At 63.1% G+C, this 23,405-nt stretch carries 20 protein-coding genes and 2 tRNA genes; 21 read left to right on the forward strand and 1 reads right to left on the reverse strand.

The features are described 5' to 3' along the window. The first annotated feature begins 189 nt into the window (after positions 1-189). The 5 genes from clpP (at position 190) to SAZ10_RS06725 (ending at position 6,391) form a co-directional block, all read left to right on the forward strand. Positions 190-831: an ATP-dependent Clp endopeptidase proteolytic subunit ClpP gene (clpP, locus tag SAZ10_RS06705; protein ID WP_318608406.1), complete on the forward strand. Its 642-nt coding sequence runs from the start codon at positions 190-192 to the stop codon at positions 829-831. A gap of 295 nt (positions 832-1,126) precedes the next feature. Beyond that, complete coding sequence (gene clpX / locus SAZ10_RS06710) at positions 1,127-2,395, forward strand: ATP-dependent Clp protease ATP-binding subunit ClpX (RefSeq protein ID WP_318608407.1); 1,269 nt, start codon at positions 1,127-1,129, stop codon at positions 2,393-2,395. A gap of 344 nt (positions 2,396-2,739) precedes the next feature. Continuing rightward, positions 2,740-5,157 (forward strand): endopeptidase La, encoded by a 2,418-nt coding sequence (gene lon / locus SAZ10_RS06715; RefSeq protein WP_318608408.1) that lies wholly within the window; start codon positions 2,740-2,742, stop codon positions 5,155-5,157. A 191-nt stretch (positions 5,158-5,348) separates the two neighbouring features. Beyond that, positions 5,349-5,621, forward strand: a complete 273-nt coding sequence (locus SAZ10_RS06720) for an HU family DNA-binding protein (RefSeq protein WP_318608409.1) — start codon at positions 5,349-5,351, stop codon at positions 5,619-5,621. Positions 5,622-5,905: 284 nt separating this feature from the next. Further along, a complete protein-coding gene (locus SAZ10_RS06725; protein ID WP_318608410.1) occupies positions 5,906-6,391 on the forward strand; it encodes a calcium-binding protein in 486 nt (161 codons plus the stop codon). 97 nt (positions 6,392-6,488) lie between these two features. Here SAZ10_RS06725 and SAZ10_RS06730 read toward each other — a convergent pair. Next, positions 6,489-6,564 (reverse strand) — tRNA-Val (locus SAZ10_RS06730). A 251-nt stretch (positions 6,565-6,815) separates the two neighbouring features. On the opposite strand from SAZ10_RS06730, the gene SAZ10_RS06735 reads away from it, so the two are divergent. The 16 genes from SAZ10_RS06735 (at position 6,816) to nuoI (ending at position 23,323) form a co-directional block, all read left to right on the forward strand. Continuing rightward, positions 6,816-6,892: transfer RNA gene (locus SAZ10_RS06735), tRNA-Asp, on the forward strand. 148 nt (positions 6,893-7,040) lie between these two features. Next, on the forward strand, positions 7,041-8,675 hold the full coding sequence (locus SAZ10_RS06740; RefSeq protein ID WP_318608411.1) for a N,N-dimethylformamidase beta subunit family domain-containing protein: 1,635 nt from the start codon (positions 7,041-7,043) through the stop codon (positions 8,673-8,675). A gap of 230 nt (positions 8,676-8,905) precedes the next feature. Next, entirely contained in the window at positions 8,906-10,282 is a 1,377-nt protein-coding gene (locus SAZ10_RS06745) for an aspartate aminotransferase family protein (RefSeq protein ID WP_318608412.1), read from the forward strand. 9 nt (positions 10,283-10,291) lie between these two features. Beyond that, positions 10,292-11,221, forward strand: coding sequence for a 3-keto-5-aminohexanoate cleavage protein (locus SAZ10_RS06750; protein ID WP_318608413.1), 930 nt, complete (start codon positions 10,292-10,294; stop codon positions 11,219-11,221). A 220-nt stretch (positions 11,222-11,441) separates the two neighbouring features. Next, positions 11,442-11,951 (forward strand): GNAT family N-acetyltransferase, encoded by a 510-nt coding sequence (locus SAZ10_RS06755; RefSeq protein WP_318608414.1) that lies wholly within the window; start codon positions 11,442-11,444, stop codon positions 11,949-11,951. Then, entirely contained in the window at positions 11,948-12,979 is a 1,032-nt protein-coding gene (locus SAZ10_RS06760) for a histone deacetylase family protein (RefSeq protein WP_318608415.1), read from the forward strand. The genes SAZ10_RS06755 and SAZ10_RS06760 overlap by 4 nt, the downstream gene beginning before the upstream one ends. A 312-nt stretch (positions 12,980-13,291) precedes the next feature. Beyond that, the gene (locus SAZ10_RS06765) at positions 13,292-13,657 is read left to right on the forward strand and encodes an NADH-quinone oxidoreductase subunit A (protein WP_318608416.1); all 366 of its coding nucleotides are present in this window, start codon (positions 13,292-13,294) and stop codon (positions 13,655-13,657) included. Continuing rightward, the gene (locus tag SAZ10_RS06770) at positions 13,648-14,229 is read left to right on the forward strand and encodes an NADH-quinone oxidoreductase subunit B (protein WP_318608417.1); all 582 of its coding nucleotides are present in this window, start codon (positions 13,648-13,650) and stop codon (positions 14,227-14,229) included. The genes SAZ10_RS06765 and SAZ10_RS06770 overlap by 10 nt, the downstream gene beginning before the upstream one ends. Positions 14,230-14,236: 7 nt before the next feature. After that, complete coding sequence (locus tag SAZ10_RS06775; protein WP_318608418.1) at positions 14,237-14,842, forward strand: NADH-quinone oxidoreductase subunit C; 606 nt, start codon at positions 14,237-14,239, stop codon at positions 14,840-14,842. Between the two features lie 66 nt (positions 14,843-14,908). After that, positions 14,909-16,099 (forward strand): NADH-quinone oxidoreductase subunit D, encoded by a 1,191-nt coding sequence (locus tag SAZ10_RS06780; RefSeq protein WP_318608419.1) that lies wholly within the window; start codon positions 14,909-14,911, stop codon positions 16,097-16,099. Further along, complete coding sequence (locus tag SAZ10_RS06785; protein WP_318608420.1) at positions 16,099-17,373, forward strand: NADH-quinone oxidoreductase subunit E; 1,275 nt, start codon at positions 16,099-16,101, stop codon at positions 17,371-17,373. The genes SAZ10_RS06780 and SAZ10_RS06785 overlap by 1 nt, the downstream gene beginning before the upstream one ends. A gap of 10 nt (positions 17,374-17,383) precedes the next feature. Beyond that, a complete protein-coding gene (nuoF, locus tag SAZ10_RS06790; RefSeq protein WP_318608421.1) occupies positions 17,384-18,688 on the forward strand; it encodes an NADH-quinone oxidoreductase subunit NuoF in 1,305 nt (434 codons plus the stop codon). A 111-nt stretch (positions 18,689-18,799) separates the two neighbouring features. Next, the gene (locus SAZ10_RS06795) at positions 18,800-19,693 is read left to right on the forward strand and encodes an NADH-ubiquinone dehydrogenase (protein ID WP_318608422.1); all 894 of its coding nucleotides are present in this window, start codon (positions 18,800-18,802) and stop codon (positions 19,691-19,693) included. Between the two features lie 5 nt (positions 19,694-19,698). After that, positions 19,699-21,780, forward strand: coding sequence for an NADH-quinone oxidoreductase subunit NuoG (nuoG, locus tag SAZ10_RS06800; RefSeq protein ID WP_318608423.1), 2,082 nt, complete (start codon positions 19,699-19,701; stop codon positions 21,778-21,780). A gap of 8 nt (positions 21,781-21,788) precedes the next feature. Continuing rightward, positions 21,789-22,832 (forward strand): NADH-quinone oxidoreductase subunit NuoH, encoded by a 1,044-nt coding sequence (nuoH, locus tag SAZ10_RS06805; RefSeq protein ID WP_318608424.1) that lies wholly within the window; start codon positions 21,789-21,791, stop codon positions 22,830-22,832. Then, positions 22,832-23,323, forward strand: a complete 492-nt coding sequence (gene nuoI / locus SAZ10_RS06810; RefSeq protein WP_318608425.1) for an NADH-quinone oxidoreductase subunit NuoI — start codon at positions 22,832-22,834, stop codon at positions 23,321-23,323. Before nuoH ends, nuoI begins: the two co-directional genes overlap by 1 nt. Positions 23,324-23,405 lie beyond the last annotated feature (82 nt).

Below are 23,405 nucleotides of genomic sequence, written 5' to 3' on the forward strand. Positions count from 1 at the left end.
GTCGTTTGGCTGAATGCAGTTGGCTGAATGTGATCGAAAGGCGACGCTGCGGAAGGGGTCTGGCCGGCTTTTGTAGAGCCTGCCCGTTCGGACGGTCTTGCACTCCATCGGCTCGCCATCCTATTTAGGTCCTAAGAATTCTGCGCGACTCCGCCTGCCGGCGGCCTTCCGCTTCAAAAAGGAACTCTCATGAAAGACCCGGTCCAGATCGCCATGAACCTCGTGCCCATGGTCGTCGAGCAGACCAACCGCGGTGAGCGGGCGTTCGATATCTTCTCGCGCCTGCTCAAGGAACGCATCATCTTCATCACCGGTCCGGTCGAGGACGGCATGGCGACGCTGGTGTGCGCGCAGCTTCTGTTCCTCGAAGCCGAGAACCCGAAGAAGGAAATCAACCTCTACATCAACTCGCCGGGCGGCGTGGTGACTTCCGGCATGGCGATCTACGACACCATGCAGTTCATCAAGCCGCCGGTGTCGACGCTTTGCATCGGCCAGGCGGCCTCGATGGGCTCGCTGCTGCTTACGGCCGGCGAGAAGGGCATGCGCTATGCGACGCCGAACGCGCGCATCATGGTCCATCAGCCTTCCGGCGGCTTCCAGGGACAGGCATCCGACATCGAGCGGCATGCCCAGGACATCATCAAGATGAAGCGCCGCCTCAACGAGGTCTATGTCAAACACACGGGCCGCGACTATGAGCAGATCGAGAAGACGCTCGACCGCGATCATTTCATGAGTGCGGACGAGGCCCAGGAATTCGGCCTCATCGACAAGGTCATCTCCTCGCGCGAGGCGGCAGAGAAGACCGCCGCGATGGCGCTCGCCTGACAGATTTTCGACGCCGGCAGGCAATGACGTACATTTGACATGATGTGCGGCATTTTCTGTCACAAAACGTTGTTCCCTCGACCGGGGCGTCAACCTGCGTTAAGCCTATGTTGATTTTCGACGGCTTAGCTTCGTCGAGGGATCAAGCGAATCGCCGCGTTCTTCTGAGTGTTTTGGGTTCGGAATTGCGTGAGCGGAGCCAACAACCTTGGCAGCGGGGCATTCAGGCCATAGATTGCCGTTAGCCCTCGAACCGGACTCCGGGCCGGGCGACAGCGAAGTAGGGACTTGAGATATGAGCAAGGTCAGCAACGGCGGCAGCGATTCCAAGAATACGCTCTACTGTTCGTTCTGCGGCAAGAGCCAGCACGAGGTCCGCAAGCTGATCGCGGGACCGACCGTCTTCATCTGCGACGAGTGCGTCGAGCTCTGCATGGACATCATACGCGAGGAGAACAAGACCTCGATGGTGAAGTCCCGTGAGGGCGTTCCGACGCCGCAGGAAATCCTGAAGGTGCTGGACGACTATGTGATCGGGCAGCCTTACGCCAAGCGCGTGCTCTCGGTCGCGGTCCACAACCACTACAAGCGGCTGGCGCATGCGGGAAAGAACAACGACGTCGAGCTGTCGAAGTCGAACATCCTGCTGATCGGCCCGACCGGCTGCGGCAAGACGCTGCTCGCGCAGACGCTTGCACGCATCATCGACGTGCCCTTCACGATGGCCGACGCCACTACTTTGACCGAGGCTGGCTATGTCGGTGAGGATGTCGAGAACATCATCCTGAAGCTGCTGCAGGCGGCCGACTACAATGTCGAGCGCGCCCAGCGCGGCATCGTCTACATCGACGAGATCGACAAGATCAGCCGCAAGTCGGACAACCCGTCGATCACGCGCGACGTGTCGGGCGAGGGCGTGCAGCAGGCGCTCCTGAAGATCATGGAGGGCACAGTCGCCTCCGTGCCCCCTCAGGGCGGCAGGAAGCACCCGCAGCAGGAATTCCTGCAGGTCGACACCGCAAACATCCTCTTCATCTGCGGCGGTGCCTTCGCAGGGCTGGACAAGATCATCTCCGACCGTGGCCGCAAGACCTCGATCGGCTTCGGCGCCACCGTTGCCTCGCCCGAGGATCGCCGCAGCGGCGAGTTGTTCCGCCAGGTCGAGCCCGAGGATCTGCTGAAATTCGGCCTGATCCCGGAATTCGTGGGCCGTCTGCCGATCCTGGCGACGCTGGAGGACCTGGACGAGACTGCGCTGATCCAGATCCTGACCGAGCCAAAAAACGCGCTCGTGAAGCAATATCAGCGGCTCTTTGAGATGGAGAACGTCGATCTGACCTTCCACGAGAACGCCCTTGCCGCGATCGCCAAGCGCGCGATCGAGCGCAAGACCGGCGCACGCGGCCTGCGTTCGATCATGGAGGCGATCCTGCTCGACACCATGTTCGAGCTGCCGGCCCTGGAAGGCGTGCAGGAGGTCGTGATCTCGGAGGAAGTGGTGAACGGCAATGCCCGCCCGCTCTACATTTACGCCGAGAAGGAAAAGAAGGGCGCCAGCGCCTGAGCGTTCTCTGGCCAATAAATCGCGAACGGCGCCGCAGGGCGCCGTTTTCGCATGTGGTCGGGCTCGGATTCTGGCGGATCCGGCAAGGCTTTCGAGTATCATCAAGGCGGGGCGATGGAGTGAGCGCCATATGTGCTAATTGCATGCCTAATATACGATAGCCGGCTAGCGCTTGCCCTTGACCTTTGCCCCCTATGCCTCCACCTATCGTGGCGAGAGGTCTCTTGCTCGCTTCCGTGCTGAAAAATCATCGTCTCCAAAGGTGGTGTAGGCGGAACGGCCTGTGGCCGTTAATATGAGAGTCGCGGTCGGCCATTTGGCGGCAGCGACGGAAAGGTAAGAACATGGCTAAATTTGCCCGAACTTCCGGCGATGGTGTCTTCGCAGTCCTCCCACTGCGCGACATCGTTGTGTTCCCACACATGATCGTTCCGCTCTTCGTCGGGCGCGAGAAGTCGATCAAGGCGCTGGAAGAGGTGATGGGCGCGGAGAAGCAGATCCTGCTTGCGACCCAGAAGAACGCCGCGGATGATGATCCTGAGCCGGATGCGATCTATGACGTCGGCACGCTTGCCAATGTGCTTCAGCTCTTGAAGCTCCCGGACGGCACCGTGAAGGTGCTGGTCGAGGGTGCTGCGCGCGCCAAGATCACCGCGTTCACGGACAAGATCGATTTCCATGAGGCGCGTGCCACGGTTCTCGAAGAGCCGGCGGAGGAGGAGGTCGAGATCGAGGCGCTTGCCCGCTCGGTCGTCTCCGACTTCGAGAATTATGTGAAGCTCAACAAGAAGATATCGCCGGAAGTGGTTGGCGCCGCTAGCCAGATCGACGACTATTCCAAGCTCGCCGATACCATCGCCTCGCATCTCGCGATCAAGATTCCCGAGAAGCAGGAGATGCTCGGCACGCTGTCCGTCAAGGACCGCCTGGAGAAGGCGATGGGCTTCATGGAGGCCGAAATCTCCGTGCTGCAGGTCGAGAAGCGTATCCGCTCGCGCGTCAAGCGCCAGATGGAGAAGACGCAGCGCGAGTATTACCTCAATGAGCAGATGAAGGCGATCCAGAAGGAGCTCGGCGAGGGCGAGGACGGCCGCGACGAGGCTGCCGAGATCGAGGAGCGCATCAAGAAGACGAAGCTCTCCAAGGAAGCCCGCGAGAAGGCGGAGGCCGAGCTGAAGAAGCTCCGGACCATGTCGCCCATGTCGGCTGAGGCCACGGTCGTGCGCAACTATCTCGACTGGCTGCTGTCGATCCCGTGGGGCAAGAGCTCCAAGGTCAAGCGCGACCTGAACTATGCGCAGGAGGTGCTCGACGCCGATCACTACGGCCTCGACAAGGTCAAGGACCGCATCGTGGAATATCTCGCCGTGCAGGCGCGCCAGAAGAAGCTGAAGGGGCCAATCCTGTGCCTCGTCGGACCTCCCGGCGTCGGCAAGACCTCGCTCGGCAAGTCGATCGCCAAGGCGACCGGACGTGAGTTCGTGCGCATGGCGCTGGGCGGCGTGCGCGACGAGGCCGAGATCCGCGGCCACCGCCGGACCTATATCGGCTCGATGCCCGGCAAGGTCATCCAGTCGATGAAGAAGGCCAAGAAGTCCAACCCGCTCTTCCTGCTCGACGAGATCGACAAGATGGGCATGGACTTCCGCGGCGATCCGTCTTCGGCCCTGTTGGAGGTGCTTGACCCCGAGCAGAACTCGACGTTCATGGACCACTATCTGGAGGTCGAATATGACCTCTCGAGCGTGATGTTCGTGACGACGGCGAACACGCTGAACATCCCGCCGGCCCTGATGGACCGCATGGAGATCATCCGTATCGCCGGCTACACCGAGGACGAGAAGGTCGAGATCGCCAAGCGGCATCTGATGCCGAAGGTGGTCCGCGATCACGCGCTGCAGCCGAAGGAGTTCTCCGTCAGCGACGATGCGCTGAGGGCGATCATCCAGACCTACACGCGCGAAGCGGGTGTCCGTAACCTCGAGCGCGAGCTGATGAAGCTCGGACGTAAGGCGGTCACGGAGATCCTGCGCTCGAAGAAGAAGTCGGTGAAGGTGACGCCTGACAATCTGGCGGACTACCTCGGCGTGCCGCGCTTCCGCTACGGCCGCGCTGAGACGGACGACCAGGTTGGCGTGGTCACCGGGCTTGCCTGGACCGAGGTCGGCGGCGAATTGCTGACGATCGAAGGCGTCATGATGCCCGGCAAGGGCCGCATGACGGTGACCGGCAACCTGAAGGACGTGATGAAGGAATCGATCTCTGCGGCGGCGTCTTACGTGCGCTCGAGAGCCATCGATTTCGGCATCGAGCCGCCGATCTTCGACAAGAAGGACATCCACGTGCACGTGCCGGAAGGCGCGACGCCCAAGGATGGACCGTCGGCGGGCGTGGCCATGGCGACCGCGATCGTCTCGGTGCTGACCGGCATCCCCGTCAGGGCCGATGTCGCGATGACCGGCGAGATCACGCTGCGCGGCAGGGTGCTGCCGATCGGCGGCCTCAAGGAGAAGCTGCTGGCTGCGTTGCGCGGCGGCATCAAGAAGGTGCTGATCCCGGAAGAGAACGCGAAGGATCTCGCGGATATTCCGGACAACGTGAAGAGCGGTCTGGAGATCATCCCGGTGAGCCGCGTCGGCGAGGTTCTCTCGCATGCGCTGCTGCGCATGCCCGAGCCGATCGAATGGTCGGAACCGGCGGAGACGCCGGCCGCGAAGCCGGAAGTGACCGACGATGCCGGGGCGCAAACCTTCGCCCACTAGGCGCTGCCATCTGCCGTTGAAACAGAAAGCCGGGCCTCGCGCCCGGCTTTTTTGTTAAAAAGCCCGGATTTCCGGGCTTTTTTCGCGTTGCAGCAGGTTTTTCGGCTTGGTTGGCGAACGACTTCTAACTATGGTCCGGTTCCTGCCGGTTGAGTCGAGGACTGCCGGTTTTCTAAAGGAAGGGACATTTTATGAACAAGAACGAACTGGTGTCCGCCGTCGCTGACGCGGCGAAGATTTCCAAAGGCGACGCCCAGTCGGCCGTGGACGCGGTTTTTTCCGTCATCACGTCGGAACTCAAGAACGGCGGAGACGTCCGGCTCGTCGGCTTTGGCAATTTCTCGGTGACCAAGCGTGCAGCCACGACGGGGCGCAACCCCCAGACCGGCGCCGAGGTGAAGATTCCGGCCCGTACGGTGCCGAAGTTCTCCGCCGGCAAGGGCCTCAAGGACGCGGTGAACTGAGCCGCGCAAGGTTTTGGAATAAAACCACGAAAAGCCGGGCGGAAGGGCCCGGCTTTTTGCCTTTTTGGGGACGGGGTTCCTCGATCACAAAGCGAGCCCGACCGTCGAGCGTCGGCCGGTCTCAACGCAAGGTCAACCATTCCCGGGGGGATGCGGGAATTCTGGGGTGCCGCCAGCTTTCACGGCGCGGCACGAGTGGCTAGGTTGACCCTGCTTGCGGGTATTGGCGGCTTCGCTTCGTGGCGAAGGGGGGTAGGCCCGCAGTGCACCTAAGCCCCTACTCAATGATCGGCAACCGGGGTTCGGCAAGACTGCGCCGAGCCTGTCACGGCGTGATCACGTTCCCTCTGGAGACATTGGGTTTCTCAGCCAGCAACGCAGATTGTTCTGATCAACGTTGTTTGCACGGAGAAACCAATGGCCACCATCATCGGCACAACGGCAACGATAATCTAAGCGGCATTGCGAGCGAGACCAACCACATAACGGGGCTGGCCGACGACGATACCCTGCTCGGCGGCATGCTGACCGACTTACTTATCGGAGGGTTCGACAACGACCGGCTGGAAGGCGGTTTCGGCGACGACGCTCTTTGGGGCGAGGAGGGGAACGACCAGCTGTTCGGCGATGCCGGCGACGACATGATCGACACGGATGTTGGCGACGATGTGGTTCATGGCGGTGCCCGAGATGACGACACACTACATCACATCGGCAAAGCTGGGCGGCCGCCCGGCTTTGCTACGGCGCAATCGAAGCGCGGACTCTAAGGGTGCGGTTTGTCCCAGCGAAACCGCGATACATCTGCAATTGCTGGGGAAGGGGCGATCGTGGCGCCGATGGCTTGCCGAGCCGAAGCGCGAAGGCTGGTGGGCGATGAGAGACTCGAACTCCCGACATCTTCGGTGTAAACGAAGCGCTCTACCAACTGAGCTAATCGCCCTTGCCGGGCTGGCTGTTTATGCGGTTCGGCCACCGTCCGCAAGGTGAAATCGCCGCCGTTGAGGAAGGGCCTCCGCGGCGTGATGCTCGGGCCGGCAGGTGTCGGAAGTGACCGCGGCCAGTGGCCGCACTTACATTTCCAACAAGTCTTTTGCGGGCACTCGAGAATAGCGCTCCACGCCGCTTGACACTAACCGGGCAAGCCCTTAATTGACCGCCCACGACGCGACGCCCTTGAGGCCAGCGTCATGCGCGGGTGTAGCTCAGTCGGTTAGAGTGCCGGCCTGTCACGCCGGAGGTCGCGGGTTCGAGCCCCGTCACTCGCGCCATTTCCCAAATTCCTGAATTTTCATTGGAATCGTCGAGTGCTGGCTCTTTGAGCCACAGCGCTTGCTCATGCAGGCCATCGCGCCTTTTCGCTGGCGTGGCGACGGGGCTTGATATCTATCGTTCGACGGTTTCTCTTCTGTCTGAACGATGCATCGGTTGCCTGCAGATTTCCCCGATTTTGGTCTCACGCCCGAACAGCGGCGTGAGGCGGTGTTCGGCCATTATTACGAATATCCCGGCATGGGCGGGGAGAGAGGCGAGATCTGGTGCTACACGCCGCGCTTCTCATACCGGCCCGGCGACACGGTGGCGCTTCACGTCAGCTCCACTGCGCCGGCCTTCCGCGTCGAGATCGTTCGCGATGGCGCCGATGAAACTCCGGCTCTTACACTGGAAGGGCAGGGTGGGCGCTGGCAGGATACGCCGGACCAGTGCTCGGTCGAAGGCTGCGGCTGGCAGCCGACGCTGGACTTCGTGATTCCCCGCGAATGGCCGTCCGGCTTCTACCGAATCACGCTGAGCGCCGAGGGCCGGGACGGAAAGCCGATCTCATGTGATCACTGGATCATAGTGAGGCCCGCGCGGGGTCAGAAACGCGGCAGAATCCTGCAGATCGCCGCGACAGGCACCTGGCTCGCTTATAATACCTGGGGCGGTTCCAACCATTACCAGGGCATCACCGGACCCGGCCGCGACCAGTTCGCCGTCGCTGTTTCGACCCAGCGCCCGTGGGGCAGGGGCTTCGTCAGGCTGCCCGCCGCTGCGCCGCGGGTGCCTTTGGAGGTCGCGCTGCCTCCCGCCGCCGCGCCCCGCTACCCCCATATGGAGTGGGCCTATGCGACCGGCCATTCCAAGAAATACGCCTCGGCCGGTTGGGCAAGCTATGACGGCCATTTCTTCCGCTGGGCCGAGCGCAACGGCCATCAGATCGACCTTGCCACGCAGCACGAGCTCCAATTCGATCCTGAGCTGGTCGAAGGATATGACTGCATCGTCTTTACCGGCCATGACGAATACTGGACCTGGGAGATGCGCGATGCCGTCGATGCCTATGTGAACGGCGGCGGTCGCGTCGCCCGTTTTGCCGGCAACTTCATGTGGCAGACGAGGCTGGAGGACGAGGGGCGCCGGCAGGTCTGCTATAAATACCGCGCGCGTGCCGAAGACCCGGTCTACCGTGGCGGCGATGTAACGCGCGCCACCAACTCCTGGGAGGCGCCCGAGATCGGCCGGCCGGGCGCCGCGACCTTCGGGCTCAACGCCGTCGCCGGCGTCTATGTAGGCTGGGGCAATTGTGCCGGCCGCGGCATGCGCGGCTTTCCGGTCTACCGGCCGGAGCATTGGGCCTTTGCCGGAACCGGCCTGTCCTACGGCGACCTGCTCGGCGCCGAAGGCCACGTATTCGGCTACGAGGTCGACGGTCTGGATTATGTGATCCGCAACGGCTTGCCCGAGCCGACCGGCACGGACGGCGCGCCGGAGGGCGTGGACATACTCGCGCTCGGCATGGCGACGCTGATCGAGGAAGGGCAGGGCCTGCCGCCCGGCGGCTTCCTGAACGACGAGGATGCCCGCTTCGTCGCCTCGACACTTTATCACGACGAGAGCCCGGCTTCCGTCGACAAGGTCAAGCGCAGTTCCGGCATGATCGTCAACTTCAGGCGCGGCGAGGGCGAGGTGTTCCACGCCGGCAGCTGCGAATGGGTCGCGGGCCTGCTCCGCCACGACGCCATGGTCGAAATGGTGACGCGTAACGTGCTGGATCGGTATGTGGGGCGGTAGGTTGAGATGACACTCTCGATGGTTGTTGCCCTACGTCGCCCCCCTCTGTCCTGCCGGACATCTCCCCCACAAGGGGAGAGATTGGACGGCCGCTTTGGTTTCGCCAACCTGCAACATCGGCGATTGGCGAAACCAATAATGAAGGCCAATCTCCCCCCTTGTGGGGGAGATGTCCGGCAGGACAGAGGGGGGCGCGAAGTGCGCGGCCTCAACAATCACGGGGAAAAACGTTGAACGAAGTACCCTTCACTACGAAGCCTGCCAGCCCCAAGCCCTCCCACCTCTTCTACGTCACACGTCTGCGGCGGCCACTCATTGACCGTGCGGAAGGCATCTTTGTCTGGACGCAGGACGGGCGGCGTTTCATCGACGGTTCGAGCGGCCCGGTGGCGGTCAATATCGGGCACGGCAACAGGAACGTGCTCGATGCTATGAAACGGCAGATGGACAAGGCGACTTTCGCCTATCGCCTGCATTTCGAGAACGAGCCTGCCGAGGAACTCGCGCGGGAGCTGGCGATGCGGATGCCGAACCAGCTTGACCGTATCTTCTTTGTGTCGGGCGGCTCGGAGGCAGTGGAAGCCTGCATAAAGCTCGCGCGGCAATGGGCGGTCGCTACCGGCCAGCCGAAGCGCTGGAAGGTGATCGGGCGCATGCCCTCCTACCATGGCGGCACCTATGGCGCGCTCGCCATCACCGGCGACGGCATGCTGACCGACAGCTTTGCCGACCAGATCCGCATGATGCCTAGCATTCCCGCGCCGACCGCCTATCGCGACCGCGACAACCTCTCCATGGAGGAGCGCGGTATCAAATATGCGGACATGCTGGAGGAGAAGATCATTGCCGAAGGTGCCGAGAGCGTCGTCGCCTTCATCATGGAGCCGATCGGCGGCGCTGCGACCAATGCCCTGGTTGCGCCCGACAGCTACTATCCGCGCATCCGCGAGATATGCGACCGCTATGGCATCCTCCTGATCCACGACGAGGTGATGAGCGGCGTGGCGCGCACCGGAAAATTCCTCGGCGGCGATCATTGGAACTGCCGCCCCGATATCGTCTCCCTGTCCAAGGGCATCGGCTCGGGTTATGCGCCGCTCGGCGCCATGGCCGCGCCCGAGAGGCTGGTGAGGCCTGTGCTCGACATGGGCGGCTTCCAGCACGGCCACACCTATGCCGGCAATCCGCTCGCCTGTGCGGCGGGGCTCGCGGTGCTCGGCGAGATCGACCGGCTTGGGCTGATCGAGAGCGCAGCACTGATGGGCGAGGTGCTGATGGACGGGATGCGCGATCTGGCGAAACGCTTTCCCTTCATAGGCGACGTTCGCGGCAAGGGGCTGATGACAGCGCTCGAATTCGTTGCCGATGCGGCGACGATGAAAAACCTGCCGCCCGAGGTGAAGATCGGCCAGCGTGTGCTCGATCTCGCTTATGAGCGCGGCCTAATCGTCTATTTCCGCCGCGTTGCCGGCGGCGTGCAGGGCGATTGCATCATGGTCTGTCCGCCGCTGATCGTCACGCGCGAACAGGTTGGCGAGATCGTGTCGATTCTCGGCGACGCCATCGCCGTCGCAGCCCGTGAATTCGACCTTCCTGTGAACGGCTGAGGCTAAAGCATGGCGCGAAAAGTCATTATCTCCTGCGCGGTCACGGGCTCGATCCATACGCCGTCCATGAGCCCCCATCTGCCTGTGACGCCGGACGAGATCGCAGAGCAGGCGATCGCCGCGGCCGAGGCCGGTGCAGCGATCCTGCACCTGCACGCCCGTGATCCTCAGAACGGCCGGCCGAGCGCCGATCCGGCCGTCTTCATGCGTTTCCTGCCCCTCATCAAGCAGGCGACCGATGCCGTGATCAACATCACCACCGGCGGCTCGTCACTCATGACGCTCGAGGAACGGCTGGCCGCCGCGCTGGCGGCCGAGCCGGAAATGTGCTCCTGCAACATGGGCTCCATGAATTTCGGCCTGTTCCCGGCGCTCGACAAGCGCAAGGACTGGAAGCATGAATGGGAGCCGCAGATGCTGGAGGCCACGCGTGCCGGCATCTTCAGGAACACTTTCGCCGACATCGAAGGCATCCTGAAGCGGTTGGGCGTTGACTGCGGCACGCGCTTCGAGTTCGAGTGCTACGACGTCGGCCACCTCTACAACCTCGCGCATTTCCGCGATCGCGGCCTGGTCTCCGGGCCGATCTTCGTCCAGTTCGTGTTCGGTGTGCTGGGCGGGATCGGCGCCGATCCGGAAAACCTGATGCATATGAAGCGCATCGCCGACAAGCTGTTCGGCAGCGACTATCATTTCTCGGTGCTTGCCGCCGGCCGCCACCAGATGCCGATCGCCTCGATGGCAGCCGCCATGGGCGGCAACGTTCGGGTCGGGCTGGAGGACAGCCTCTATATCGCTCCCGGCGAACTGGCGAAGTCCAATGCCGAGCAGGTGAGGCGGATCCGCACGATCCTGGAGGGGCTGTCGCTGGAGATCGCCACGCCTGCGGAGGCGCGGGAGATCCTGGCGCTCAAGGGGGCGGATAGGGTGGCGTTCTGAACGGTTTGATGTCAGTGCCCTACGTTGCCCCCCTCTGTCCTGCCGGACATCTCCCCCACAAGGGGGGAGATTGGCCTTCATTTTTGACGGCACCTCTCCTGCAGCGTTGCAGGTTGGCGAAACCACCTGTGACAGCCAATCTCCCCCCTTGTGGGGGAGATGTCCGGCAGGACAGAGGGGGGCGCGATAGGGCACCGACCTTGGGGGTTGGCATCAATTGATGACGCGCACCGTCACCATCCGCCCCGCCACCCCCGCTGACGCCGCGGCAATCCACGCCGCCATCCTGGCAATGGGCGAGCATCTCGGCCTAGCTCACAAGATCGACAGCACGCCTGCCGATCTCGCTCGCCATGGCTTGGCGCCCGGCCGGGCTTTCGAAGGGCTGATCGCCGAGATCGGTGGAGAATTCGCCGGAATGTGCCTGTTCTTCCGCAGCTTTTCGACCTGGCGGGGATGCCCGGGCATCTATATCCAGGATCTCTACGTGGAGCCGCGCTTCCGCGGGGAGCGCGTCGGTGAACGGCTGGTCAGGCGTGCCGCGGCACAGGCGCGCGACAGGGGAGCAGGTTATCTGCGCCTGGCCGTCGATGCAGACAATTTTGCGGCCCAGGGTTTCTATGAGCGGCTCGGTATTGCCCATTATGAGGCGGACCGCATTCATGCCGCCTATGGCGAGGCCTTCGAGGCGCTGGCCTCCGGGGGCAAGGACGATCAGGGGACGACATGAAGGCCTTTTACGCCGACGAGCAGAAGCAGCACGACCCGACGATGTTTCTTTCGAGCGGCGCGCAGCAACCCAACCCGGAGAAGCCGGAGCGGGTCGAGCGGCTGCTTGCGGGCGCGCGCAAGGCCGGCCTGACCATCAACCGGCCGACGGCTCACGGGCTCGGACCGGTCGCAGCGATCCACACGGCGGAATATCTCGACTTCCTCGAACGCATCTTCGAGCGCTGGCAGCGGATCGAAGGCGCTTCGAAGGAGGTGGTTCCCAATATCCATCCGATTGCCCGGGGCGGTTCCTATCCGGCTTCCGCGGTCGGCCAGGCCGGCTATCATATGGCCGATACCGCCTGCCCGATCTCGGCCGAGACATGGAGCAGCGCCTGCTGGAGCGCCTGGAGCGCTGTCGAGGCGGCGGACGCCGTGCTTGCCGGCGAACCGGCAGCCTATGCGCTCTGCCGGCCGCCCGGGCACCACGCGTTTGCAGATGTCGCCGGCGGCTTCTGCTTCCTGAACAATTCGGCGATTGCGGCTGAGCGTCTGCGCTCCAAGGCTCGGCGTGTGGCAATCCTCGATGTCGATCTTCACCACGGCAACGGCACACAGGGCATCTTCTATGCGCGCGGTGACGTGCTGACCGTATCGCTTCACGCCGATCCCGAGCGATTCTATCCTTTCTTCTGGGGCTATGCGAGCGAGCGCGGCGAAGGGCCGGGCCTCGGCTCAAATCTGAACCTGCCCTTGCCTCGCAAATCCGGGGACGAAGCGTTCCTTGCCGCTCTGGAGGTCGGTGTTCGGCGCGTCCGATGTTTCGCGCCAGACGCGCTGGTCGTGGCGCTCGGGCTCGACGCCTTCGAAGGCGATCCCTTCGGCGGCCTGTCGGTGACGACGCCCGGCTTTGCGCGGATTGCCGAGACGATCGCCCCGCTGCGCCTGCCGACCGTCATCGTCCAGGAGGGCGGATATCTCTGCGACGCGCTCGGCGACAACCTAGCCTCGTTCCTCGCGTCTTACGCGGCGGCGATCAAGGCGTGAGCGCAGCGACCTTGCGGCAGGCCGTCTTCTCCTCGTTCGCGGAGAGAAGACGCAGGCAGGCACATGACGGGCGGCGCCAATCTTGCCAATGTCGGCGCAGCCCCTCATCCGACCCTTCGGGCCACCTGCTCCCCGTAAACGGGGGAGAAGGGAAACTCGCAGAGTTGCGCTTGCTTCCCCGGCGCGGCTGCGCTAACCCTCGCCGCGCTGCAACATGGGCATTCCGGCGCTGCGCAGGCCAAATCGTCGCGCTTTCGCTGTTGACTGCGGTGCGATAGTGAATGCCTGTCCGAGCCAACTGAAAGTCAGCCAATGAACGGACTTCTGAGTTCATATCTGCCGCTCGTCATCTTCATCGCCGTGGCGATCGTCATCGGTATCGCGCTGGTCGTCGCGCCGTTCCTGATTGCTTACAAGAATCCGGATCCCGAGAAGCTTTCGGCCTATGAGTGCGGCTTCAACGCCTTCGATGACGCGCGCATGAAGTTCGACATCCGCTACTACCTCGTATCGATTCTCTTCATCATCTTCGATCTAGAAGTGGCCTTCCTTTTTCCGTGGTCGGTATCGTTCAGCGATATCGGCATGCTGGGCTTCTGGTCGATGATGGTTTTCCTGGGCGTTCTGACGATCGGGTTCATATATGAGTGGAAGAAGGGAGCCCTGGAATGGGATTGAACGATAGCTCCACGACACTCGTCGCCCCGAAGCCGAAAGGTGTGCTGGACCCTCGGACTGGAAAACCGGTAGGCGCCGACGATTCCTTTTTTGGCGAGATCAATAACGAACTCGCCGACAAGGGCTTTCTCGTCACCTCGACCGAGGCGCTGATCACCTGGGCGCGCACCGGCTCATTGATGTGGATGACCTTCGGTCTTGCCTGCTGCGCGGTCGAGATGATGCAGATGTCGATGCCGCGCTACGACGCCGAGCGCTTCGGCATCGCGCCTCGCGCCTCGCCTCGCCAGTCCGACGTGATGATCGTCGCTGGCACGCTCACCAACAAGATGGCGCCCGCGCTTCGCAAGGTCTATGACCAGATGCCGGAGCCTCGCTACGTGATCTCGATGGGCTCCTGCGCCAATGGCGGCGGCTACTACCACTATTCCTATTCGGTGGTGCGCGGTTGCGATCGCGTCGTGCCGGTCGACATCTACGTGCCGGGCTGCCCGCCGACGGCCGAGGCGCTGCTCTACGGCATCCTTCTTCTTCAGAAGAAGATCCGCCGCACCGGAACGATCGAGCGGTGACCCGTCGATGATTGATTCTCTCAATGAACTCGCGACCTACCTCGCCGACAAGCTCGGCGCGAAGGCCGGACAGCCGACTTTGGCCTATGGCGAGCTGACGCTCCTCGTGGAGCCGGTCGACATCGTCGACGTGCTCTCCTTCCTCAAGCGCGACCCTCAGTGCCAATTCGTGTCGATCATCGACATTTCCGGCGCCGACTATCCGCAGCGCGAGAAGCGCTTCGACGTGGTCTATCACCTGCTTTCGCCACGCCAGAACAAGCGCATCCGCGTCAAGGTCCAGACGGATGAGGATACGCCGGTTCCCTCGGTCACCAGCGTCTATCCGGGTGCCGACTGGTTCGAGCGCGAGGCTTACGATCTCTACGGCGTGCTGTTCTCGGGACATCCGGATTTGCGCCGGCTGCTGACCGACTACGGTTTCGAAGGCCATCCGCTGCGCAAGGATTTCCCACTGACCGGCTTCGTCGAGGTCCGCTACGACGACGAGGCCAAGCGCGTCGTTTACGAGCCGGTCGAGCTGAGGCAGGAGTTCCGCAACTTCGACTTCATGTCACCGTGGGAAGGCACCGACTACGTGCTGCCCGGCGACGAGAAGGCCGGCCGGAAATGATGGCGGGGAACAACGCCATTCACCATTCACTATTCACCATTCACATGGTGCCGAGACCCGCCTCCCATGCCTGAAACGTCAGTTCGCAGCTTTAATATCAATTTCGGGCCGCAGCATCCGGCTGCGCACGGCGTGCTGCGCCTCGTGCTCGAGCTCGACGGCGAGGTGGTGGACCGCATCGATCCACATATCGGCTTGCTTCACCGCGGCACCGAGAAGCTGATCGAGGCAAAGACCTACCTGCAGGCCGTCCCCTATTTCGACCGGCTCGACTATGTCGCGCCGATGAATCAGGAGCATGCCTTCGCTCTGGCCGTCGAACGCCTGCTCGACATCGAGGTGCCGAAGCGCGGGCAGCTCATTCGCGTGCTCTATTGCGAGATCGGCCGAATCCTGTCGCATCTGCTCAACGTCACGACCCAGGCAATGGACGTCGGCGCGCTTACCCCGCCGCTGTGGGGCTTCGAAGAGCGCGAGAAGCTGATGGTCTTCTACGAGCGGGCTTGTGGCGCGCGCATGCATGCCGCCTATTTCCGGCCAGGCGGCGTCCATCAGGACCTGCCGGAAAAGCTCGTCGAAGACATCGGCAACTGGATCGACCCGTTCCTCAAGACGGTCGCTGATCTCGACGACCTGCTGACGCCCAACCGCATCTTCAAGCAGCGCAACGTCGACATCGGCGTCGTCTCGCTGGACGACGCCTGGGCCTGGGGCTTTTCCGGCGTCATGGTGCGCGGCTCCGGCGCGGCTTGGGACCTGCGCAAGTCGCAGCCCTATGAATGCTATCCGGAAATGGATTTCGATATTCCGATCGGCAAGAACGGCGACTGCTTCGACCGATACCTCATCCGCATGGAGGAGATGCGCCAGTCGGCGAGGATCATGCGGCAATGCGTGGATCGTCTGCTCGGCTCCGAAAGGGTAGGGCCGGTCACCAATGAGGATGGCAAGGTCGTGCCGCCGAAACGCGGCGCCATGAAGCGCTCGATGGAGGCGCTGATCCATCATTTCAAACTCTACACCGAAGGCTATCACGTGCCGGCCGGCGAGGTGTATGCCGCGGTCGAGGCCCCGAAGGGCGAGTTCGGCGTCTATCTGGTCTCCGACGGCACCAACAAGCCATACCGCTGCAAGCTGCGCGCGCCGGGCTTCGCGCATCTGCAGGCCATGGACTTCCTCTGCCGCGGCCACATGCTGGCCGATATCTCCGCCGTCCTCGGAAGCCTGGACATCGTGTTTGGAGAAGTCGACCGCTAATGTCCGTCCGTCGTTTAGCAGAACCGTCCGTTCAGCCGCCGTCCTTTGCCTTCAACCAGGCGAATGCGGCCGCCGCCGAGAAATGGATCGCCAAATACCCCAAAGGCCGGCAGCATTCGGCCGTCATCCCGCTCCTGATGCTGGCGCAGGAGCAGGAGGGCTGGGTCACCAAGGCGGCAATCGAGCACGTCGCCGACAAGCTCGACATGGCCTATATCCGCGCGCTCGAGGTCGCGACCTTCTATACGCAGTTCCAGTTGAAGCCGGTTGGCACGCGCGCCCACGTCCAGGTTTGCGGCACGACCCCCTGCATGCTGCGCGGCTCAGAGGCGCTGATGGATGTGTGCCGCTCGAAGATCCATCCCGAGCAGTTCCACACCAACGCCGATGGCACCTTGTCCTGGGAAGAAGTCGAATGCCTTGGCGCCTGCGTCAATGCCCCGATGATCATGATCTTCAAGGACACCTATGAGGACCTGACGCCTGAACGGCTCGGCGAGATCATCGACGCCTTTGAGGCCGGCAAGGGCGACAGCATCCCGCCCGGGACGCAGATCGACCGCATCGTCTCTGCGCCCCAGTCGGGCCTCACCTCGCTCACCAACGAAAAGCTTGTGTTGAAATCGACCCGCGACAGGGAAGCACGCGCGGCGGAAGCCGCGGAAGGTGCTGCAACACCGCCTTCGGAGGCAGGCAGGCCGAGGACGGCAGCGGCCGAGACCAGCGCGGCGGTCAAGTCGCCGTCGCCGGAAAAGGTCTCTGCGCAGGCTGAGAAGACGACCAGCGTCGAGCCGCCGAACCATGTCGCGGCGAACGCGAACCAGGCCTCTGAAAAGGTTGAAAAAACTCGCAAGCAGCGCTCGGCCCAGACGCCGCGGAGCGAGCCTGCAAGCGCATACAAGTCGCCTGAACTTTCCAAGGTCGGTCCGACGGGGCAAAGCGAGGAGATCGGCAAGGCGGCGACCGCCGCGACTGCCGCGAAGCCGTCACTCGACGACGCAAATCGCCCCGCCGGCATGGCGAGGCCGGAGCAGCCGGATGATCTCAAGCTGATCTCCGGTGTCGGTCCCAAGGTCGAGGGAATCTTGCATTCGCTCGGCATCTACACCTTCGCGCAAGTCGCTTCGTGGAACAGGCAACAGCGCGATTGGATCGATAGCTATCTCAACTTCAAAGGCCGCATCGAGCGCGACGACTGGGTGAAGCAGGCCGACGCGCTGGCCAGAGGCGGCGTCGAGGAATACATCCGCGTCTTCGGCAAGAAGCCGGTCTGAGGGACAAGCGATGCTTCAGGACAAAGACCGCATTTTCACCAATATCTACGGCGTCTTTGACAAGTCGCTGAAAGGCGCCATGGCGCGCGGCCATTGGGACGGCACCAAGGATATCCTGGACAAGGGCCGGGACTGGATCGTCAACGAGATGAAGGCGTCGGGGCTGCGCGGCCGCGGCGGAGCCGGCTTCCCGACCGGTCTGAAGTGGTCGTTCATGCCGAAGCAGAGCGACGGCCGTCCCTCCTACCTTGTCGTCAATGCCGACGAATCGGAGCCCGGCACCTGCAAGGACCGCGAGATCCTGCGCCACGACCCGCACACGCTCGTCGAGGGCTGTCTGATCGCCGGATTCGCGATGGGGGCGATCGCCGCCTACATCTATGTGCGTGGCGAGTTCATTCGCGAGCGCGAGGCCCTGCAACGGGCGATCGACGAAGCTTACGAGGCGGGTTTCCTCGGCAAGAACAACAAGTTCGGCTACGATTTCGAGATCTACGTTCATCACGGTGCCGGCGCCTATATCTGCGGCGAGGAGACCGGACTGCTCGAGAGCCTCGAGGGCAAGAAGGGGCAGCCGAGGCTGAAGCCGCCTTTCCCGGCGAATGTCGGCCTTTATGGTTGTCCGACCACGGTCAACAATGTCGAATCCATCGCCGTTGCGCCGACTATCCTGCGTCGCGGCGCAGCCTGGTTCTCCTCCTTCGGTCGGCCCAACAATGCTGGCACGAAGCTCTTCTGCGTCTCGGGCCATGTGAACAACCCGTGCACGGTGGAAGAGGAGATGTCTATCCCGTTCCGCGAGCTGATCGAGCGGCATGCAGGCGGCATCCGCGGCGGCTGGGACAATCTGCTCGCTGTTATCCCCGGCGGCGCGTCGGTGCCGCTGGTGCCGGCCGAGCAGATCATGGAATGCCCGATGGATTTCGACGCGCTGCGCGACCTGAAATCCGGCCTTGGCACAGCGGCAGTGATCGTGATGGACAAGTCGACGGACGTCGTGAAGGCGATCGCGCGGCTCTCCTACTTCTACAAGCATGAGAGTTGCGGCCAGTGCACGCCGTGCCGGGAAGGCACTGGCTGGATGTGGCGCGTCATGGAGCGGCTTGTGCGCGGCGAAGCGCAGAAGCGTGAGATCGACATGCTGCTCGACGTCACCAAACAGGTCGAAGGTCACACGATCTGCGCGCTGGGGGATGCGGCAGCCTGGCCGATCCAGGGCTTGATGCGGCATTTCCGGCATGAGGTCGAACGGCGCATCGACGAGTTCTCGCGCAACGCCCACAGGGCCGAGCCGGTTCTCGAGGCGGCGGAATAGGGGCAGCAGCAGAGCGGCTCGCAGTTGCGCCGATGCGGGTCGACAGAGTGAATGGCGCAATGGGCGGAACGCCGAAGAGGTATGCGGGTTCGAACGGGAAGGAGACAGATCATGTCGATATTCCAGATGCCGGGCTATCCCTCGATCGATGCGGCGCGGCTTGAGAAGATGAGCAAGGACTTGACCATCAGCCTGCCCCAAGACGTGGCGGCGGCAATCAATCTGATGGCACATCCCGCGGCGGGTGCCATGGCCATGTCGGCACTCGGCTTGGGCCTGGCGAGCCATGCCTTCGGCATTTGGGCGGGCTTGGTCGCCGGCGCGGCCGAGACCTCGCAGCGCCTCCTGGCGCCGCTCGCTTTCGCCGATCAGGGCGCCGGTGCAGCGACTTCGGCGAAAACGCCGAAGCGGACGGCTGCGGAGCCCATACCCTTCACCCGCAGGCCGAAGCCGGCGCTTAAAGTGGTTCCCAAAGCTGAGCCTGTCGAAGCTGAGCGTGTCGAAGCTGAGCCTGTCAAAGCTGAACCTGGCAAAGCTCAGTCCATGAAAGCCGATCCGGTCGAAACCAGGCCTGTTGGGGGCGGGTCGGGCGCTCCCAAGGCGCAGGTGGTGCCGTCTCCGCTGAAAGCAGAGGCTTCTCCGCGACCTGCAAAGCCGGTTGAGCCTGCCGCAGCCGTTGCCGAGACCGAGGTCGGGCCTGTTGTCGCGCCACCGAAGCCAGTGTCCCGGCAGACGGCCTCGAAACCGGACGGCTTGCGCAAGCCGCGCACCATCGAGCGTCCGGCCAAGCCGGACGACCTCAAGGCAATCTCAGGTATCGGGCCCAAGCTCGAGAAGGTACTCAACGATCTCGGCGTCTGGACCTATGCGCAGATTGCAGCTTGGGGAAAGCAGGAAGTGGGCTGGATCGACGATTACCTGTCATTTGGAGGGCGTATCGATCGCGACGGCTGGATCGAACAGGCGAAGTCGCTGTCCGGACCGAAGAAATCGAAGGGCAAATAGGGTAGATGGCTAAGCTCAAGGTCGACGGGAAAGAGATCGAGGTACCCGACCACTACACGCTGCTGCAGGCAGCGGAGGAGGCGGGCGCGGAAGTCCCGCGCTTCTGCTTCCATGAGCGGCTGTCGATCGCCGGCAACTGCCGCATGTGCCTGATCGAGGTGAAAGGCGGTCCGCCCAAGCCGCAGGCGAGCTGCGCCATGGGCGTGCGCGACCTGCGCCCCGGACCGGAGGGGCAGCCGCCGGAAATCTTCACCAACACGCCAATGGTGAAGAAGGCGCGGGAAGGGGTGATGGAGTTCCTGCTCATCAATCATCCGCTCGACTGTCCGATCTGCGACCAGGGCGGCGAGTGCGACCTGCAGGACCAGGCAATGGCCTTCGGCGTCGATTCCTCGCGCTATCACGAGAACAAGCGCGCGGTTGAGGACAAATATATCGGCCCGCTGGTGAAGACGATCATGAACCGCTGCATCCACTGCACGCGGTGCATCCGCTTCACGACGGAGGTGGCCGGCATCTCCGAGCTCGGCGCGATCGGGCGCGGCGAGGACATGGAAATCACGACCTATCTCGAGCAGGCGATGACCTCCGAGCTTCAAGGGAATGTCATCGACCTTTGTCCTGTCGGCGCGCTCACTTCCAAGCCCTATGCCTTCCAGGCGCGGCCATGGGAGCTGACCAAAACCGAGTCCATCGACGTCATGGACGCAGTAGGCTCGGCAATCCGGGTCGATTCCCGGGGCCGTGAGGTGATGCGCGTGCTGCCGCGTACCAACGACCAGGTGAACGAGGAGTGGATCTCCGACAAGACGCGCTTCATCTGGGACGGACTGCGCTCGCAGCGCCTCGATCGGCCCTATGTCCGGACGGGCGGCAGGCTGGTGCCGGCAAGCTGGCCGGAAGCCTTTGCCGCTATCCGCGATGCGGTCGCCGAAACGACGCCGGAAAGGATCGGCGCGATCGCAGGCGATCTCGCCGCAGTCGAGGAGATGTATGCTCTGAAGCTCCTCATGCAGTCGCTTGGCTCCAAGAATATCGACTGCCGACAGGACGGCGCCGCGCTGGACCCGAAATACGGCCGCGCCAGCTACGTCTTCAATCCCACCATCGAGGGGATCGAGCGCGCCGATGCGGTGCTGATCATCGGTGCCAACCCGCGCTTCGAGGCTTCGGTGCTCAATGCCCGCATTCGCAAGCGGTGGCGCTCCGGCGTTCTGCCGATCGGCGTCATCGGCGATGTCGGCGACCTGCGCTATCCCTACGAAATGCTCGGTGCTGGTGCGGATTCACTGGCTGAGCTTGCCGAGGGCAGGGGAGCCTTCTTCGAGGTCCTGCAAAAGGCCGAACGGCCGCTGGTCATCGTCGGCCAGGGGGCGATCGCGCGCCCTGACGGCGCTGCCGTGCTCGGCCTCGCCGCAAAGCTCGCTCAGGCCGTCAATGCCATCACGCCGGAGTGGAACGGCTTTGCCGTGCTGCACACGGCGGCCGCCCGCGTCGGCGGCCTCGACATCGGGTTCGTGCCATCGCCCGGCGGCAAGGACGTCGCCGGCATGCTGGGTGCGACGGACGTGCTGTTCCTGCTCGGCGCGGACGAGCTCGATATGGGCAAGACCGGCGATGCCTTTGTCGTCTATATCGGCACGCATGGAGACGCCGGCGCGCACCGTGCCAATGTGATCTTGCCGGCCTCGGCCTATACCGAGAAATCGGGCACCTACGTGAACACGGAGGGCCGCGTGCAGATGGCAAACCGCGCCGGTTTCGCACCGGGCGACGCTCGCGAGGATTGGGCGATACTGCGCGCACTTTCCGATGTGCTCGGACACCGGCTGCCGTTCGATTCGCTCGGGCAGCTTCGGGCAAAGCTCTATGCCGACTATCCGCATCTCGCGAAAATCGATCAGATCGCAGCGGGCGACCCTGCCGATATCGCCAAGCTCGCCGGGCTTGGCGGCAAACTCGGCAAGGGCGCGTTCGTCTCGCCGGTCAAGGACTTCTATTTCACCAACCCGATCGCCCGCGCGTCGGCCGTGATGGCTGAATGCTCGGCCCTGGCCAGGGGCGGGTTCAAGCAGGCGGCCGAATAGGTAACGACATGGACAGCTTCTTCTCCATCTACGTCCTTCCGGCGCTGATCATACTTTTGAAGTCGGTGGTCCTGCTGGTCATCCTTTTGATCGGCGTTGCCTATATCCTTTATGCCGACCGCAAGATCTGGGCTGCAGTGCAGCTTCGCCGCGGACCGAACGTCGTCGGGCCCTGGGGGCTTTTTCAGGCTTTCGCGGACCTTTTCAAATTCGTCTTCAAGGAGCCGGTCATACCCTCCGGCGCCAACAAGGGCGTTTTCCTGCTCGCGCCAGTGGTTTCCGCGGTGCTCGCCATGGCCGCCTGGGCGGTGATCCCGGTGAACGAGGGCTGGGCGATCGCCAACATCAATGTCGGCATCCTCTACGTCTTTGCGATCTCTTCGCTCGAGGTCTACGGCGTGATCATGGGCGGCTGGGCGTCAAACTCGAAATATCCATTCCTCGGCGCTCTGCGCTCGGCCGCTCAGATGGTGTCCTACGAAGTCTCGATCGGCTTCGTTATCGTCTCGGTGCTGCTTGCGGTGGGATCGCTCAACCTCTCCGACATCGTGCTTTCCCAACGTGACGGCATCGGCACGATGCTCGGCCTGCCGAACACCTTCCTCGACTGGCACTGGCTGGCGCTCTTCCCGATGTTCATCGTGTTCTTCATCTCGGCGCTTGCCGAGACGAACCGCCCGCCCTTCGACCTGGTGGAAGCCGAGTCGGAACTGGTCGCGGGCCACATGATCGAATATTCCTCGACGCCGTTCCTTCTCTTCTTCCTTGGCGAATATGTCGCGGTCGTCTTGATGTGCGCTCTGACGACGATATTGTTCCTGGGAGGCTGGCTGCCGCCGTTCGACTTCGCGCCGTTCACCTGGGTTCCGGGCGTCATCTGGTTCGTGCTCAAAGTCTGCCTGGTCTTCTTCATGTTCGCTATGGTGAAGGCCTTCGTGCCGCGCTACCGCTACGACCAGTTGATGCGGCTTGGCTGGAAAGTATTCCTACCGCTGTCGCTCTTCATGGTCGTTGCGACTGCGGCGTTCCTGAAACTTACGGGGCTTGCCTGATGTCCGCTCTCTCCCAGGCCGCGAAGGGGCTGCTGCTCAAGGATTTCGTCGGCGCCTTCTTTCTTTCCATGCGGCAGTTCTTCTCGCCGAAGGCGACCCTCAACTACCCGCACGAGAAGGGGCCGGTTTCGCCGCGCTTCCGCGGCGAGCATGCTCTGCGGCGCTATCCGAACGGCGAGGAGCGGTGCATCGCCTGCAAGCTCTGCGAGGCGATCTGCCCGGCGCAGGCCATCACCATCGAGGCGGGGCCGCGCCGCAATGACGGCACGCGCCGCACGGTGCGCTACGACATCGACATGGTGAAATGCATCTACTGCGGCTTCTGCCAGGAAGCCTGCCCGGTCGATGCGATCGTCGAGGGTCCGAATTTCGAATTCGCGACCGAGACCCGCGAGGAGCTCTATTACGACAAGGATAGGCTGCTCGCGAATGGCGACCGTTGGGAGCGCGAGATCGCTCGCAACATAGCGCTCGACGCACCGTATCGGTGACAGATGCCGATCAGCGGTCTTCTCCCGTGAATGAGGAGAAGATGCCGGCAGGCAGATGAGCGGTTGCGCGAACCTGACAAAA

This window comes from Mesorhizobium sp. BAC0120, from assembly GCF_033542235.1.
Lineage (GTDB): Bacteria > Pseudomonadota > Alphaproteobacteria > Rhizobiales > Rhizobiaceae > JAWRCU01.